This window comes from Sulfitobacter sp. JL08, from assembly GCF_003352045.1.
Classification (GTDB): Bacteria; Pseudomonadota; Alphaproteobacteria; order Rhodobacterales; family Rhodobacteraceae; genus JL08.
This window is the reverse complement of record NZ_CP025815.1, coordinates 3,912,688-3,927,315: the sequence shown is the minus strand read 5'-3', so window position 1 is coordinate 3,927,315 and position 14,628 is coordinate 3,912,688. Positions and strand designations below refer to the sequence as shown.

At 55.9% G+C, this 14,628-nt stretch carries 15 protein-coding genes; 4 read left to right on the top strand and 11 right to left on the bottom strand.

Annotated elements, in window-relative coordinates:
* The first annotated feature begins 128 nt into the window (after window positions 1-128).
* The gene (locus C1J05_RS19285) at window positions 129-551 is read left to right on the top strand and encodes a DUF4399 domain-containing protein (protein WP_254684812.1); all 423 of its coding nucleotides are present in this window, start codon (window positions 129-131) and stop codon (window positions 549-551) included.
* A 99-nt stretch (window positions 552-650) separates the two neighbouring features.
* Here C1J05_RS19285 and C1J05_RS19280 read toward each other — a convergent pair whose 3' ends face one another.
* The 3 genes from C1J05_RS19280 to C1J05_RS19270 all read right to left on the bottom strand — a co-directional run bounded on the left by C1J05_RS19280 (window position 651) and on the right by C1J05_RS19270 (window position 2,896).
* Entirely contained in the window at window positions 651-1,040 is a 390-nt protein-coding gene (locus C1J05_RS19280; RefSeq protein WP_162798141.1) for a GFA family protein, read from the bottom strand.
* Between the two features lie 527 nt (window positions 1,041-1,567).
* Window positions 1,568-2,368 carry a class I SAM-dependent methyltransferase gene (locus C1J05_RS19275; RefSeq protein WP_114871676.1) on the bottom strand — a complete coding sequence of 267 codons (801 nt, stop codon included), beginning with the start codon at window positions 2,366-2,368 and terminating at the stop codon, window positions 1,568-1,570.
* A 102-nt stretch (window positions 2,369-2,470) separates the two neighbouring features.
* Complete coding sequence (locus C1J05_RS19270) at window positions 2,471-2,896, bottom strand: acyl-CoA thioesterase (protein WP_162798140.1); 426 nt, start codon at window positions 2,894-2,896, stop codon at window positions 2,471-2,473.
* Between the two features lie 123 nt (window positions 2,897-3,019).
* Between C1J05_RS19270 and C1J05_RS19265 the strand changes: the two genes are divergently transcribed.
* Entirely contained in the window at window positions 3,020-3,238 is a 219-nt protein-coding gene (locus tag C1J05_RS19265) for a tautomerase family protein (protein WP_114871674.1), read from the top strand.
* A 274-nt stretch (window positions 3,239-3,512) separates the two neighbouring features.
* Here C1J05_RS19265 and C1J05_RS19260 read toward each other — a convergent pair whose 3' ends face one another.
* The 3 genes from C1J05_RS19260 to C1J05_RS19250 all read right to left on the bottom strand — a co-directional run bounded on the left by C1J05_RS19260 (window position 3,513) and on the right by C1J05_RS19250 (window position 7,869).
* Window positions 3,513-5,147 carry a tetratricopeptide repeat protein gene (locus C1J05_RS19260; RefSeq protein ID WP_114871673.1) on the bottom strand — a complete coding sequence of 545 codons (1,635 nt, stop codon included), beginning with the start codon at window positions 5,145-5,147 and terminating at the stop codon, window positions 3,513-3,515.
* Window positions 5,148-5,366: 219 nt separating this feature from the next.
* The gene (locus C1J05_RS19255) at window positions 5,367-6,071 is read right to left on the bottom strand and encodes an SDR family NAD(P)-dependent oxidoreductase (RefSeq protein WP_162798139.1); all 705 of its coding nucleotides are present in this window, start codon (window positions 6,069-6,071) and stop codon (window positions 5,367-5,369) included.
* Between the two features lie 160 nt (window positions 6,072-6,231).
* A complete protein-coding gene (locus C1J05_RS19250; protein WP_114871671.1) occupies window positions 6,232-7,869 on the bottom strand; it encodes a winged helix-turn-helix domain-containing tetratricopeptide repeat protein in 1,638 nt (545 codons plus the stop codon).
* A gap of 172 nt (window positions 7,870-8,041) precedes the next feature.
* Between C1J05_RS19250 and C1J05_RS19245 the strand changes: the two genes are divergently transcribed.
* Window positions 8,042-8,458: a hypothetical protein gene (locus C1J05_RS19245; RefSeq protein ID WP_114871670.1), complete on the top strand. Its 417-nt coding sequence runs from the start codon at window positions 8,042-8,044 to the stop codon at window positions 8,456-8,458.
* Between the two features lie 161 nt (window positions 8,459-8,619).
* On the opposite strand, the gene C1J05_RS19240 is transcribed toward C1J05_RS19245, so the two are convergent.
* Window positions 8,620-9,561: a CorA family divalent cation transporter gene (locus C1J05_RS19240; RefSeq protein ID WP_114871669.1), complete on the bottom strand. Its 942-nt coding sequence runs from the start codon at window positions 9,559-9,561 to the stop codon at window positions 8,620-8,622.
* A gap of 40 nt (window positions 9,562-9,601) precedes the next feature.
* Window positions 9,602-11,629, bottom strand: a complete 2,028-nt coding sequence (locus tag C1J05_RS19235) for an NADPH-dependent 2,4-dienoyl-CoA reductase (protein ID WP_114871668.1) — start codon at window positions 11,627-11,629, stop codon at window positions 9,602-9,604.
* 133 nt (window positions 11,630-11,762) lie between these two features.
* On the opposite strand from C1J05_RS19235, the gene C1J05_RS19230 reads away from it, so the two are divergent.
* A complete protein-coding gene (locus C1J05_RS19230) occupies window positions 11,763-12,245 on the top strand; it encodes an RNA pyrophosphohydrolase (protein ID WP_114872459.1) in 483 nt (160 codons plus the stop codon).
* A gap of 11 nt (window positions 12,246-12,256) precedes the next feature.
* Here the strand turns inward: C1J05_RS19230 and C1J05_RS19225 are convergent, their stop codons facing one another.
* Genes C1J05_RS19225 through nth form a run of 3 tightly spaced genes read right to left on the bottom strand, consistent with a single transcriptional unit; the run spans window position 12,257 to window position 14,491 of the window.
* Entirely contained in the window at window positions 12,257-12,856 is a 600-nt protein-coding gene (locus C1J05_RS19225; protein ID WP_114871667.1) for a GNAT family N-acetyltransferase, read from the bottom strand.
* 1 nt (window position 12,857) lies between these two features.
* On the bottom strand, window positions 12,858-13,850 hold the full coding sequence (locus tag C1J05_RS19220; RefSeq protein ID WP_114871666.1) for an adenosine kinase: 993 nt from the start codon (window positions 13,848-13,850) through the stop codon (window positions 12,858-12,860).
* Window positions 13,847-14,491, bottom strand: coding sequence for an endonuclease III (gene nth / locus C1J05_RS19215; RefSeq protein ID WP_114871665.1), 645 nt, complete (start codon window positions 14,489-14,491; stop codon window positions 13,847-13,849). The genes C1J05_RS19220 and nth overlap by 4 nt, the downstream gene beginning before the upstream one ends.
* Window positions 14,492-14,628 lie beyond the last annotated feature (137 nt).

Below are 14,628 nucleotides of genomic sequence, written 5' to 3'. Positions count from 1 at the left end.
ACAACCAAAACTGGTGTTCCAACTGCGAAACATGGGTATGCTGGGGGCTGGATGTGGTACGATCCAGCGCTATTTTACAAATGAATTCGTGCAAAACGGGAGGAAGAAAAATGAAAAAAATTCTTGTTATGGTTGCAACGCTCTTAGCGTTTTCGGTGCCGGCAGTGGCACAGCAATCGGCCGCGCCGCCAGAGGCACAGGTGTATTTTGCGAACCTTGAAGACGGTGCATCCGTGACGTCTCCGGTGACTGTCGTGTTCGGGCTAAGCGGTATGGGTGTCGCGCCCGCAGGTACGGAAAAGGACAACACCGGCCATCATCATTTGCTGTTGAACCGTCCGCCATTCGGGCAGGGCGAAGATGGCGCGGACGAATTGATGAACGGTTTGCCTGCGGATGAAAACCACATGCATTTCGGCGGTGGCCAGACCGAAGTGACGCTGGATTTGCCGCCCGGCACGCACACGCTGCAACTTGTGCTTGGGGATATGGGGCACGTGCCGCACAACCCCGCGGTTGTGTCCGATGTGATTACGATCACGGTTGAATAGACGGTACTGCGGGCGGTTTAAAAGGCAGGGGCCCGGGTTCTGGGCCCCCGTTGAAAATATCAGGGCTGTCGCGATAACTGGAACCGATTGCGTCTTTGACTATTCGACCATGAATTCACCGCTGCCACCCCAATCGGCTGGCATGTCTTTCAGTTTTGGCAAGCCATCCTTGATTGGAAGCACGGCATTTTCGTAGTTGAGATGCACAGTCGGCGTGAATTTCAGATCTGAAAAGAGACCGGCAAAGATATCGAACAAGCCTGCATCCGCCAGGTACACTCCGACCAGACCATTGCAAACACCACAGGTAAGGACGCCGCCTTCGGGATGGTTGTTTTTGGAATAGCGCCGCAGTTTATCCTCACCCGAAACAAAACGTATTTTCGGTCTTGGCCAAAGAACCGGAGCACTTACCGGACTGCCGGTGCGACTGCGGCATGAGTTGCAATGACAGTAGCACTGAACCAGTGGTTCACCATCGGCCTCCATCTTTACCGCCCCGCAGGCGCATTGTGCGTGGTAAATCATATCTGGCCTCCCGTTCCTTGCAACGACATGAGCACGGTCGCACAAAAGCGATGTTCGACCAAGGCAAAGCTTCTGCCCGCGCATTGTGCATGACGGGTTCGTCCGCAAAGCTGAACCAGACCCATTTGCCGCCAGCGTCTGCTTTTGGCCTAGGCAGCCATTCAGCCCCCGAGTTTCGAAGTTTCAGCCGTGAACAGCCGCTTGGCGCGGCAAAGCTGCGATCCAGATAAATCGATTGTATGACAGGTTAGAGCCGATTGTGACCGATTCTGCAATCCGCACGGATGACCGAATGTTGCGCAAAACTGCCATTGGCGGCGCAGGTCTGGTCAGCTCGTTGGTTTTCTGCAAATGCGAACGAGAACAGTCACTGTTCCTCAATGCCGCCATTCAGCGCGAAGGTCATGAAAATTCTTTAAAGGCCCATAAGCCTCTGCAAAACCAACCGTTCGTTAAAGGTGCTTCCCTGAATGGTGTCTCCTCAGAGTTTACACAGACCGCGATGCTACAACGATGTTGGCGCTATGGGGGAAACGCAGCGCGAAATCATAATAGGTTCCGAACCCCTTTAGGATATCGTTTTGCAGTGCCGTACGGTCAGTGGGGGTCATTGCCGCTATGCGGTCGGCAACTGGAGTTGCCATCATCAATCCATTCACAAATGCGGGCCCATCTTCAGCTTCAAGATCAAGAACAACTTTCTCAACTGCGACCTGCCCGAAACCTGCGCCTTCGAATACAGACCGCATCTCATCGGGATCAGGAAAGCCACAAACGGCACGGATCGCTCCTGTTGTCTCTTCGCCAAAATGCCTGCCAAAGGCGGTAACCTGTGCGCGCATTAGAGGATTTTCCTCCAACCCACGCGCCGTGCAAAACACGGCCTGGCCACCTGGTTTTATGACGCGTAAACACTCAGACATTGCGGCAGGCTTGTCTGGAAAGAATTGAAGGCCTTGCTGGCATATGACGGCATCAAAAATTTCATCTTCGAATGGCAGGTCCTGCGCATCTGCCGAATGGAAACTTGCGTCCAACCCTGCGGCGCGTTCTTTTGCAACTGCCAACATGGCGGGATTGATGTCACCGCCTGTCGCCATGACACCTGACTGTGCTGCAAGTCGTGCGACAATGCCTGTTCCGCAAGCCAGATCGAGAAGACTATCGCCGGGAACAAGGCCCGCGCGCGCAATCAGGTGATTGGCCCAAGGCATAAAAATGACGGGTACGAGGTATTCTTCGTATCGTTCGGCCATATTGCCGCTGAGTTGCCATTCCGTGTTTGTCATGTTCTTCTCCCTCAGCGCTGACCTTTCAAATTTTCTTCGCGTTGTCTTTGTGCAGCCATCCAGTCTGCCATCCGGTGGAGTTAACACTATGTCCCAGGTCGACTAGGTGGCGTCTTCCTGCCAGGCACTCGCCCTCTGTCGGACCTCATCCGGAATGTCCGCTGCCCTGCGTGTTTCCAGACTCAACATCACACATTTGAATACTGTTTCAAACGCCGTTGCATCGTCTTCAGACCTTACAAGACGATGCCGGAATGTGATGGATTTGACACCCATCTCAATGATCGATGTCTCCAGCCGTATTGCATCACCTGCAGACAGTTCGGATCGAAAATCGCTTTCGGCATGTACGACTGCAAATGACAGCCTGCGCCCCGAGCGCATGTCACGGGCTGTCAACCCCATCTCTGATTGGATGGCGAAAACACCGTCTGAACAGGCGGCAAAGTATCTCGAAACATTCATGTGGCCCAGAAAATCACAATCTGCGGGGTCAACGACAGAGCGGAAGGAAATCATGGCAGTCATTCTCGGACACCTTTCATTTTTAATATGCAATTTTACACGGAGAAGCATCATATGTCATGTTGCGGGCCAGACGATCGTTCAAATGATTGATCTTCTGCGAGGCCACAGACAAAGGAGCGGGTGATGCCATCCATCGATATCCAAGTTCTAGAAGGTGTATTCTCTGCGGAGGAGAAAGCCGAGATCATCCGAAAGGTGACAGTCGCATTTGGTGAGGTCGCAGGTCAGACCATCAGGGCTGGGACATCCGTCCGCGTACATGAAGTGAGCAGCGGTTCGTGGGGTTACGCCGGAAATATCCTGACAACCGAAGATGCTTTGGAGATGCGCGCACGCGATTGATCAAGCCTCCTGAAATTGAACAAACTTGCCACGGCCTTGGACCTTGGGCCTATAAGCGGGCAGGAGCTTTATTGGCAGACTACATCGACACCGGACTGTTGCCAAAACTGACGCTATGACCGAGCCGCAGAGCGGTGTTTTAGGTTGATCGTGCACCCAAAAAGGAACAATCAAGTTGGAATGCAGGCGCAACGCTGATGCATCCCCTGTTTTGTCTGTAATATCAGCGGCATGCACCGTTAACAAAGGCAGCGCACTGGATGATTCTTGGTATTCAGGCTGCAGCCGCGCGGCACAAGCAACTTGCACGGATCGGGATATCAGCCCGCGCAATAGCCTGATCAAGCAATAGCTTCACATGAGGCAGTTCCACGCTCTCGCCTCGCCTTGTCAGACACTCGTGCAAGCCGTGCAGCGCCCAGACATTACGCGGGTGCTGGCTTGGACGCGGTAGTTTGCCATCTAGACCCAAATCAGCACGATATGCCGCTTCGGCCTCGTCATATTCGCCAGCCTCCATGAGCAGTGCACCCAAAGCGTGACGCGTGGGCTGCGGCCAAGACCAGGGTTCTTCGTATTCCAAGTTGTCGTCCAGATCGACCGCCTTGCGCAGATGGTTCAGGCCTTCCTCACGACGGCCTGCTTTAAAGTCGATCTCGCCTTTCATCATCTCTTCGGCCAAGCCAAGCACATCGCGCGCCTTGTTGTTGAACAACATCCGGCTTTCAGGAACCTTCGCATAGGCCGAGGTGAAATCAGCCATTGCTGCTATGGCTTCTTCCTGTCGACCCAGATTAGCAAACGCTACCGCCTTGGCATAATAGATCAGGGCGTCAGTGGTGACATAAAGTTCCTTGTCTTCAGGTTGCGCGAGATCAAGTATCTCGGACCACATACCGAAGCGAATGTAGACGTGCGGTGCAGCGGCGACGAAAGTTTCGAATATATCTGGGTAAGAGCGCACAACCTCGTCGGGAACTTCTTCACGCAGGCGTACGGCTGCATTGATTGCAGCTTCCTTTTGACCAAGAAACATTGCTCCATAGAAAGCAAAGTGCAGATTGTGAATACGGTAGAGCGCGTAGAAGTTTGCCGGTCCAGCGTAGGCCTTGAATTTCTCATCTACTTTAGCGGCAGCAAGATTTCTGTAGAGGACGTTCTGATATTCACCACACAATACATCTATGTGCGTTCCCATGTGTACCAGATGGCCGGCATCAGGAACCAGGTCTTTCAAGCGGTCGCCATGGCGTAGGGCACGTTCCGGAAACGGTGACATCTCCATCAGGTGAATGTACATGTGCAACAAGCCTGGATGGTCCCAAGCCCCGGAAGTCTGATCGAAAGCACGCTCAAGCACGGCCATCGCCTCAGGTGTTGAAGCATCGGGGTTGGGAACGCCATTATGAAAATCCCATAGCTGCCAAGGAGTCCGGTTCATCATGGCTTCAGCATAAGCAAAGACGATATCCAGATCGTCGGAATGAGCCTCGTAAACCGGCTTCATGGCGGCTGCGAAACCGTCATTGAAAGGCTGGTAATCTTCAATTTTCGGATCGGTCGGGTAGCGCGATGCAAGTGCTTGGATCAGAGCGCGTTCCACCGGCTTGGCATTGTCGAGAGCGAGGCCCGCCTTAAGCGCTGTGTGCGCGCGTTCAAGCGCTGGTGATTTCTCCTCCGGCGTAAAAAACTCCCACGGCTTGTTGTAATTCGGGCCGATGGCATAGGCGATCCCCCATTGAGCTAAAGCGCAGACAGGATCGGCCTTAAGCGCCTTTTCGAAACAGACAATGGCTTCTTCATGATTGTAAGCGAACAGCCAGACAAGGCCGCGATCAAACCACATTTGTGCATCAGGAACATCACTGACTGGGCGACTGTAGCTGCCCAAATTGAAATAATCTGACATGAAAATACTCCTCGTTGACTTACCAACGATATCACAAACTTCGGGCTCAGTCTGCCTAGCCCGATGTTTCGAGTGAACTATGCGCCACCTTCGGCTTCGGGCTGATTGTGTTGAAAAACTCTGTTTTCTCCGAACACGGTTAATAATCTCGCCATAGAGCACCAGTTGCAAATATTGGCCGGTGCACCTCACATAGCCGCTGTTGGCTCGGCCGACAGTTTACCACTTCTCTCCGAACGGACGGATGTCGAGTTCGAATGTCCAAGCCGATTTGTCTTGCCGAGCGAGCATAAGTGCCGTTTCAGCAATCCGAGTGGGTTTGATGAAAAACTCGTCGGGTTCTTCGGGTGCGAAGTTTGTTCGGGTGTCTTCTGTATCGATCACACCATCAATGACCAGATAAACAACGTGCACTCCTTTCGGACCGAGCTGCTTCGCGAGCGAGTTCGCCAATGTACGTTGGGCAGACTTGGAGGGAGCGAAAGCTGTCGTCCAGATATTCCCTCGAAGCGCGGCCGTGGCACCAGATACGATAATCACGCCTGAACCGCGTTTAGACATCTGAGGCCCTAAAAACTTGGCGGTGGCAAATAGACCCAGCGCTCCAACCCGCCAACTCTGTTCAAACTGGAGTTCGGAAACATCGTCGAGAGACCCGAATTGAGCGAGGTCGGCGTTGTAGATTACGACGTCAATCGGACCTAACTCGTTTTGGACAGAGGCAAGAGCGTCCTTTATGCTGCCAGGTTCTCCTGCATCGCACTTGTAGGTTCGAATTGACGTGTTTGTAGCTTCGTCACTGCCGAGATCCGCCTCCGATCTGCTTAGCAGCCCGAGATCGTATCCAGCGTCTTTGAAAATCTCAGCATAGGCAGTTCCCAAGCCCGGACCAAAACCAATGATTGCACAGACCTTCCCGCCCATTGCGATACTCTCCTCAGACAAGTTGCGTTCGTACAATCGTATCATGAACCAATCAAATCGCGTAATGTGCGACGCCTTCGTCCCGCAACACGGTCCTTCGCCAATCTATCGCGAATGTTCACTGTTTGCGCCAAGGCGGTCATTCCGCCGAAACAGGTTCTTACTCAGGCAAGCCAGCGTTTTTCAGGGAGGACAACCAAATCCTCCTGTTTTCCGGGTCGTTTTTTGATCCGGCAAACTGCCGTTGCATGGCCGAAACAGACAGGTTCGGATTAATGAAAAGGGCGTCCTTGATGGCGTCCTGCGCCTCTTTGTGCCGGTCCAGTTCGGTAAGGTTGGCCGCACGCAGCAGATGGTAAAAGACGCGCCAAGCATTGCTCGTAGCCAACGCGCCGAGTTCACGTGCCGCACCCAATGCGTCCTCGTACCGCCCGAGGTGGAAAAGGATATGACCCTTGTAAAAGTACATGTTTTGCAACAATGGGTCCCGCGGGCTGAGTTTGATCGCCATGTTTATCTGAGGCAACGCACGCTCCTGCATGCGGAACCAGTCGTAGGTATGCCCCAATTCCAGCCGAATACGCGCGTCATTTGGGTTCAGCACCACTGCACGCTCAAGATTGGCAATGGCAAGATCGGCTTTACCGGTAAACCGATGGATATAGCCAAGAGCAGCATGCGCTTGCGCATCATCATTATCCAGTTCGATGGCCCGCGTGGCAGCCTCTGTTGCCGAAACCAGCGTATCTTGCGGAGTATCGCTCCATTGAAAGAAGAAGATCGTCCCAAGCGCACGGGCTTTCAGACTGTAGGCCGCTGCGAACTGCGGATCACGACTGATCGCGTCCTGGGCAAATCCCAAGGCTTCATACTGCGCGTCTTTGGAAAACACAGTCTGTAGTGCGCGTCCGCGCAGATAAAAGTCCCAGGCATCGAAATCTTCCGTCGGTTTTTCGCGTATCCGCGCTATATCCGATTGGTAAATTTCAGGCAGCAATTGACCTGCGATGGCCTGGCTGATTTCGTCCTGAACACCAAAGACATCCGTAAGACTGCGATCAAAGACTTCGGCCCAGATGGTTTCCCCCTCCTGAACGTCGATGAGTTCGCCACTGACGCGTACCTGATCGCCAGACCGGCGGACACTCCCCCTGACGACATAGCTGACGCCCAAATCACGGGCAATCTCGATCGGGGTCGCCTGTTCGTCCGCATAGGAAAACATTGTCGCGCTGGACACCACGAACAGCTCTCGATTGCGGGACAAATGGGCGATAAGGTCGTCCGTCATCCCGTCTACAAAATAGCGCAACGTGTGCTCGTCGCCGAGGTTATCAAACTGCACGACCGCAAGTGAGGGTTTTTCTGTTTCAAGCTCAGAGGCTCGGTTGCCGAAGGCGAACACTAAGAGCGCTAAAAGTGTCACGGTTGCGGCGGCGCCTGCGACCAACGGCCAACGCTCCAACGCCCTTCGGGGCCGCCCGGCCTTTGTCCCCGCATCCTTGACCGGGGCTACGAACTGAAAACCGCGCTTGGGAAAGGTCTTGATGAAGCTGGCGGCTGCTGCCGAGTCCCCGAGAGCCCTGCGCACGGACCTGATCCGCGTATTCAAGGCCGCGTCAGTGATCGCATTGCCGCCCCAGATCTCGTCCACGATATCTTGCTTGCTGACAACCCTGTGCCGATTGAGAACGAGATATTCGAGCAGTTGTAGGGCCTGAGGCTCCAGCGCGACCGGCGCACCGTTGCGGGTCAGACCGATGGCAGGATCAAGCGTGAATTCCCTGAATTCGTACATGCTGAAGTCTAAGACCAACACAACTATCGTTTCAACGCTGTTTGGCGAATGTCATCTCGATATCAGAAATTGTCAGCTTGCGATCAAGCGCTTGGGTTCCGTGGCGTACAACTGTTGTTGGCGGTCAGTTGCCTGACCGCACCGAACCTTACAGATCAAAGGAAATCTAGACATGAAGCACTTGAAGACATTGATATTTGTAGCTGCAACAGCATTGGTAGGCAGCGCGGTTTTTGCGGATACCGAATTGCAGACAGCCTTGAAGAACGGAGGCAACCAGCTTTCGTCGGATCAGATTGCAGAGCTTTTGATCGGACACGCGGTGACGGCGAAATCCGGAGACAAGATGTTCCGCTTCTATTACGACCCAAGCAATGTCGTGAGCGGAGTGTTGACCAACGGCGGGTGGGAAGGCTCCGGCAGCTATGCCATCACCGACACAAACAAGGTCTGCGTGTCGATGGCCGCTGACAACGGTCGCTTTCGTTGTCTGACCGCTGTTCGGAATGGAGATGTCGTTCAAAAGTTTGACGCCAATGGAAAGATGACATTCGAACTGCTCAGCACCGAACCTTCGACGGGGCTTTGAACTTCAACTTCCGTTGGTTTGCTCTGAGCCAAAGCAGACGTTGAACTCAAAGAGATTAGCGTCTGCTTAGTCCGCACTTCCGACATCAGCCAGATTTTGTCGAACCGCCGGTCCTGCCAGAAGCCAGCGTTGAAGCTGGAACCCGTTTGTAGTTCCCGAGCCTAAAGAAGCTTTGACCATTTCAGGATTGCAAAGCTGAGACCGGCAATCACAAAGATGCCGACGCAGAGCGCGGCAAATGCGCCCGGCCAGCCGACGCCGGGCATACCAGCAAGGTTGACGCCGAACAGGCCGGTAATGAACCCCAGCGGCAGAAATATCGCGGCGATCAGCGACAGCGCGTACCCGTTTCGGCTGTGTTGGCGGGCGATATACGCGTCGATGTGATCCTGCAGGGCCGAGAGTCGTGCCGCCAGAGACTCGAGTGCCTCGCTTGACACCAGAGCTTGATTGACGGCTTCGCGCAGATGCAACCTATCCAGCCGGTTCAACATGGGGCTTTCAAGGTTCAGCAATGCTGTCAGCGCGGCGCTTTGGGGCACAAGGTAGCGCCGCAGCCCTATGATCGTCTTGCGTGGTACCGGAAGGTGTGACGCTTCTGGTGCGGCGTCGTTTTCAAAGGCGTCCTCGAGGGTTTCGACCTGTTCGGTCAGATCAAGCACAACGTCATGCGTGCGTTCCGACAAGCCCTGCACCACCTGACCCAGAAACTGCCCGACCGTTGGCGGAGCGTCATTCCGGGCGCAACTGTCCTTGATCCCGTCCAGCGCGAAAACCTTGCGCAACCTGACGGTCACGATCGTTTTTTCGGCCACCCACATGCGCAGGGACACCATCAGATCAACGGGTCCGTCCGTGTTCAGGTTCACGCTGCGCAGGTTGATGATCAGCCCGTCCTGAAACACATCGCAGCGCGGGCGGGTTTCGCTTTGCAACAATGATTGTGCGACGATTTCGGGCAGATGGCTGTCGCACCAGGGATCCAGAGCCGGATCGTCACGGTCGAAATGGAACCACCGGTAGTGGGCCGGCCCTGTCGGGTCCAGATCGGGGGCGGGCTCTGCACGTCCATCGGCCCAGATATCGTATGTCAGCAATGGCATGGCTGGTCACCCTTGTTGCGTATCGACATATCACGTTCCACTAGAGTGTGGCAGCAAGACGGGTTCCCTGATCAATCGCGCGTTTGGCATCCAGTTCGGCGGCCACATCGGCACCGCCGATAACATGGCAGGACATGCCTTTTGCAATCAGTTCATCGGCAAGCGAGCGTTCCGGCAACTGACCCGCGCACAGGACAATTGTGTCGGCTTCGATCAATGTCGGATTTTCACGGGCTTCGCCAAAGGACACCATCAATCCGCCCGGTTCGACGCTTTCATAGTTCACACCGCCCATCATCCTGACGCCCTTCATGTTCAGCGCGGCGCGATGGATCCAGCCGGTTGTCTTGCCCAGACGCTTGCCCGGTTTTTCGGCCTTGCGTTGCAGCAGGGTTACAGCACGGGCAGGGGCTTCGGGTTTGGGGCCTTCCGGGGCAAGACCGCCGCGGTTTTCCTCGGGGTCGCTGACGCCCCATTCTTCCATCCAGTCCGGCAGGTTTTCTGTCGGGCTTGATCCTTCTTGCGCAAGAAATTCGGCAACATCGAAACCGATACCGCCCGCCCCCACAATCGCGACGGTTTTCCCGACAGGGGCCTTGTCGCGCAATACGTCGATATAGCTGAGCACGTTCGGGGCATCCTGCCCGGCAATTGCTGGATCACGCGGAACGACACCGGTGGCGACGATCACATCATCAAATCCGGTCAGATCGTCGGCCGTTACCGATTGGCCCAATCTGGTTTCAATGCCCATATCCGCGACCATGGTTTTGTACCAGTCGACCAGCCCCCAGAATTCTTCCTTGCCCGGCACCTGTTTGGCCATGTTCAGTTGCCCGCCAATGGCATTGGCGCGATCAAACAGCGTTACCTGATGGCCGCGTTCCGCCAGTGTCATCGCGGCGGACAATCCAGCAGGTCCGGCGCCGACCACGGCAAAGGATTTGCGTGTTTGCGCCGGTGTGACGACCAGTTCGGTTTCGTAGCAGGCGCGCGGATTGACCAGACAGCTTGAGATTTTGCCGCTGAACGTGTGGTCAAGACATGCCTGGTTGCAGGCAATGCAGGGCGCGATGCTGGCGGCGTTTCCGGCCATTGCCTTGGACACAAATTGTGCGTCCGCCAGCATCGGGCGCGCCATCGACACCATATCGGCGTAGCCGGTGGCAAGCACGTTTTCCGCGACATCGGGTGTGTTGATCCGGTTGGACGTGATGATGGGGATACCGACCTTGCCCATCAGCTTTTTCGTGACCCACGCGAAGGCCGCGCGGGGCACGGATGTGGCGATTGTGGGGATGCGCGCCTCGTGCCAGCCGATGCCGGTGTTGATGATGCTGGCGCCTGCTGCCTCGACCGCCTTTGCCAGTTGCACTACTTCGGCGTGGGTTGATCCGTTCGGGATCAGATCAATCATCGACAGACGGTAGATGATGATGAAATCATCGCCCACGGCTGCGCGGGTGCGGCGCACCACCTCGACCGGCAGGCGCATCCGGTTTTCATAAGACCCGCCCCATTCATCAGTGCGTTTGTTGGTATGTGTCACCAGAAACTGGTTCAGGAAATACCCTTCCGAGCCCATAATCTCGACCCCGTCATAGCCGGCCTGACGGGCGCGCACGGCGGTGTCGACGATATCGCTGATCTGTTTTTCGATGCCGGCGGCATCAAGTTCCGTCGGGGGAAAGGGGGAAATCGGGGATTTGATCGCAGAGGGGGCCACGCATTTCGGGCCGTAGGCATAGCGGCCCGCATGCAGGATCTGCATGGCGATTTTCCCGCCTGCATCGTTTACCCGTTGCGTAACCACGGAGTGATTGTCGATATCATCCTGGCTGACCATCATCGCGGCTCCGGGCAAAACCGAACCTTCCAGATTGGGACCGATGCCGCCTGTCACCATCAGCCCCACTTCGCCCCGCGCGCGCTCGGCATAGAATTCGGCCACGCGATTCCAGTCTTTGGTTTCTTCCAGACCGGTGTGCATGGACCCCATCAGAACGCGGTTTTTCAGGGTCGTGAACCCCAGATCAAGCGGTGCAAGCATGTGCGGATAATTGGACATCAAAACCTCTTTCGATACGTTGGGCACAGATCACCCCAACCGTGCGGCCATGTCACGCGCTACGCCGCGTCACGGGCTTGTACTAATGTATCGGTAGGTTAGAGATAGGCCAACTGCCAAAAGGATGCCGCCGATGACACCGGATCAGATTGCCAGACTGCCTTATCGCCCCTGTGTCGGCGTGATGTTGTGCAACGCGGCGGGCGAGGTGTTTGTGGGCCAGCGGCGCGACCGCTTCACTGAGGCGTGGCAGATGCCGCAAGGGGGCGTGGACAAGGGCGAAAGCGCGCGTGACGCCGCCCTGCGTGAATTATGGGAAGAAACCGGTGTTGTGCCCGATCTGGTGACGATCGAGGCGGAAACCAAAGACTGGCTGCCCTATGATCTGCCGCACGATCTGGTCCCGCAGATCTGGAAGGGCCGGTATCGGGGGCAGGAACAGAAATGGTTTCTGATGCGCTTTAACGGCCGTGACGACCAGATCGACATAGCGACGGAACACCCTGAGTTTTCACAGTGGCGCTGGTTGCCGATCGATCTTCTGGTTGATCATATCGTGCCGTTCAAACGGGATGTTTATGCCCGTGTCGTGGACGAATTCCGCGCGCTTCTTTAGGCGCTGCGGGATCAGTCGAATATCGGAACATGTGGGCCGGAATCGCGTGGGACCATCCCGGTCAGGCGCGGGTCTTCTTCGATATCGATGGTCTGTCGCACCGGAACGAAGCCGCTGCGCTGATAAAACGCCAGCGCGGCAGGGTGATCTGCGGTGCAGGTGTGCACATGCAACAGCCGGATGGGTTCGGCCCAGGCTGCGGTGATCGCGTGGTTCATCATAGCCCGTCCCGCGCCCTTGCCCATCAGGGATCGCGTGGTGCCGAAAAATGCCAGCTCGCACAGGCCTTGGGTGCGGAAATCAAGTTCGACAATACCTTCGTCCTGCCCGTCAAGCTGTGCGGCGTAAACGTGTACGGCGGGATCGGTCAGGATCGCGTCAAGTTCCGCGTCGTCCAGATCAAGACGTGAATGCCAAAGCCATTCCAGCGCACCGACCCGGCGGAACAGATCGCGATACCATGCAACATCCGGATTGGTGACGCGGCGCATGGAAAAGCCCTTGATCGCGGGGGCGGCGCGTACGGGTTGTGGCGCGGTCATTTCAAGATAGGTGACGACAACCGACAATTTGCCCTTGGGTATTTCGTATTCACCGACGCCCAGCATCATCCTATCCCAGCAATCCGGCCGCGCGGAACAGGGTTTCCACATCGTTTTCGGGGCGCGGGCCGACATGGCCAATCACCTCGCGCGCGGCAACGCACCCCATGCGCCCGCTGGTTTCAAGATCATGGCCGTTCGCCCGCCCGAAAAGGAAGCCGGCGGCAAACTGATCCCCGGCGCCGGTGGCGTCGACCGGTTTGATTTTTTCAACCGCGATGTTGATGCGCTGGCCATCGGAAATGATCGAGACACCGTCACCGGACCGCGTGCAGACAACCAGCGGACACATTGCAGCGGTGCGCGCAATCGCGTCTTCCAGATCGTCGGTTTCAAACAAGGACCGGATTTCGGCCTCGTTGCCGATCACGTAATCCAGTTCATTGCCGATCAGTTGCAGAAAATCGGCGCGGTGGCGATCAACGCAGAACGGATCGGAAATTGCGATACCTGTCTTGCCACCATTGGCGCGGCAGGCCCGTGCTGCCTGAAGGAAGGCTTCTTTGCCTTTGTCCTTATCGAACAGGTACCCTTCGAGGAAAATAATCTCGGCCTGTCCTGCAACATCGGAGGGCACGTCATCGGGGCCCAGTTCGGACGAAATGCCAAGATAGGTATTCATCGAACGTTCGCCATCAGGCGACACGAAGATCATGCTGCGCGAGGTGGGCAGTTCGCCGTTCCTGACCGGCGGATTCACGAAATCGGTTCCGCCTTCGTTCATCGCGTCGGCATAGAAATGCCCCAGCGCATCGTCATGCACGCGCCCGATAAAGGCGGTGCTTAACCCCAGCGCGCCGGCCCCCGCGATGGTGTTGGCGACAGAGCCGCCGGGGGTTTGCACCCTTTGTTTCATCGCACCGTACAGGGTTTCCGCCCGGTCCTGTTCGATCAGTTGCATGATGCCTTTCTGAATGCCCATATCATCCAGAAACTGATCATCGGATTTCGAAATCACATCGACAACGGCATTTCCGATGCCGACAAGCTGGTAGGTTTTCATAGGGTTTTATCCTCGAATTGGCAGAGATCACGAATGAGGCAGGCGGCGCATTTGGGTTTGCGCGCGACACAGGTATAGCGCCCGTGCAGGATCATCCAGTGATGGGCGTGTAGTTGAAAATCGGTTGGTATGTTGTCTTCGATGGCGCGTTCCACCGCATCCACGGTTTTGCCCGGTGCAATGCCCGAACGGTTGCCCAGACGGAAGATGTGGGTATCGACGGCCTGAGCGGGATAGCGCCACCACATATTCAGCACGACATTGGCAGTCTTGCGACCGACACCGGGCAATGATTGCAGCGCAGCGCGCGAATTTGGCACCACGCCGCCATAATCTTCGACCAGTATCCGGCTAAGTTTGATCACGTTCTTGGCCTTTTGGCGGAACAGGCCGATGGTTTTCACATATTCGGTCAGACCTTCTTCGCCCATAGCCAGCATTTTTTCCGGAGTATCGGCAACTTTGAACAGGGCTTTGGTGGCCTTGTTCACACCGGCATCGGTGGCCTGCGCGCTTAAGGCGACGGCCACAACCAGAGTGTAGACGTTGACGTGATCCAGTTCGCCCTTGGGTTCGGGATCTGCCGTCTGAAACCGGCTGAAAATCTCGCGGATGGTGTGATAATCAAGCTGCTTTGCCATGTCGCCCCTGCGGTCGGTTCTGTCCCGCATTCAAGGGGTCGCAATCGTCTTAATCCGCGACCGGCCAGAGTTCAATCACATGCGCGTTTGACACGCACGGGATTGGCCCGCAAACATGCGCGCAGAACGCAATATCA

What these genes read in the sequence shown, in the direction of transcription:
- C1J05_RS19285 (WP_254684812.1), top strand. Translation starts at nt 129, where the DNA reads ATGGTTGCAACGCTCTTAGCGTTTTCGGTGCCGGCAGTGGCACAGCAA.
- C1J05_RS19280 (WP_162798141.1), bottom strand. Translation starts at nt 1,040, where the DNA reads ATGGAGGCCGATGGTGAACCACTGGTTCAGTGCTACTGTCATTGCAAC.
- C1J05_RS19275 (WP_114871676.1), bottom strand. Translation starts at nt 2,368, where the DNA reads ATGACAAACACGGAATGGCAACTCAGCGGCAATATGGCCGAACGATAC.
- C1J05_RS19270 (WP_162798140.1), bottom strand. Translation starts at nt 2,896, where the DNA reads ATGACTGCCATGATTTCCTTCCGCTCTGTCGTTGACCCCGCAGATTGT.
- C1J05_RS19265 (WP_114871674.1), top strand. Translation starts at nt 3,020, where the DNA reads ATGCCATCCATCGATATCCAAGTTCTAGAAGGTGTATTCTCTGCGGAG.
- C1J05_RS19260 (WP_114871673.1), bottom strand. Translation starts at nt 5,147, where the DNA reads ATGTCAGATTATTTCAATTTGGGCAGCTACAGTCGCCCAGTCAGTGAT.
- C1J05_RS19255 (WP_162798139.1), bottom strand. Translation starts at nt 6,071, where the DNA reads ATGGGCGGGAAGGTCTGTGCAATCATTGGTTTTGGTCCGGGCTTGGGA.
- C1J05_RS19250 (WP_114871671.1), bottom strand. Translation starts at nt 7,869, where the DNA reads ATGTACGAATTCAGGGAATTCACGCTTGATCCTGCCATCGGTCTGACC.
- C1J05_RS19245 (WP_114871670.1), top strand. Translation starts at nt 8,042, where the DNA reads ATGAAGCACTTGAAGACATTGATATTTGTAGCTGCAACAGCATTGGTA.
- C1J05_RS19240 (WP_114871669.1), bottom strand. Translation starts at nt 9,561, where the DNA reads ATGCCATTGCTGACATACGATATCTGGGCCGATGGACGTGCAGAGCCC.
- C1J05_RS19235 (WP_114871668.1), bottom strand. Translation starts at nt 11,629, where the DNA reads ATGTCCAATTATCCGCACATGCTTGCACCGCTTGATCTGGGGTTCACG.
- C1J05_RS19230 (WP_114872459.1), top strand. Translation starts at nt 11,763, where the DNA reads ATGACACCGGATCAGATTGCCAGACTGCCTTATCGCCCCTGTGTCGGC.
- C1J05_RS19225 (WP_114871667.1), bottom strand. Translation starts at nt 12,856, where the DNA reads ATGATGCTGGGCGTCGGTGAATACGAAATACCCAAGGGCAAATTGTCG.
- C1J05_RS19220 (WP_114871666.1), bottom strand. Translation starts at nt 13,850, where the DNA reads ATGAAAACCTACCAGCTTGTCGGCATCGGAAATGCCGTTGTCGATGTG.
- nth (WP_114871665.1), bottom strand. Translation starts at nt 14,491, where the DNA reads ATGGCAAAGCAGCTTGATTATCACACCATCCGCGAGATTTTCAGCCGG.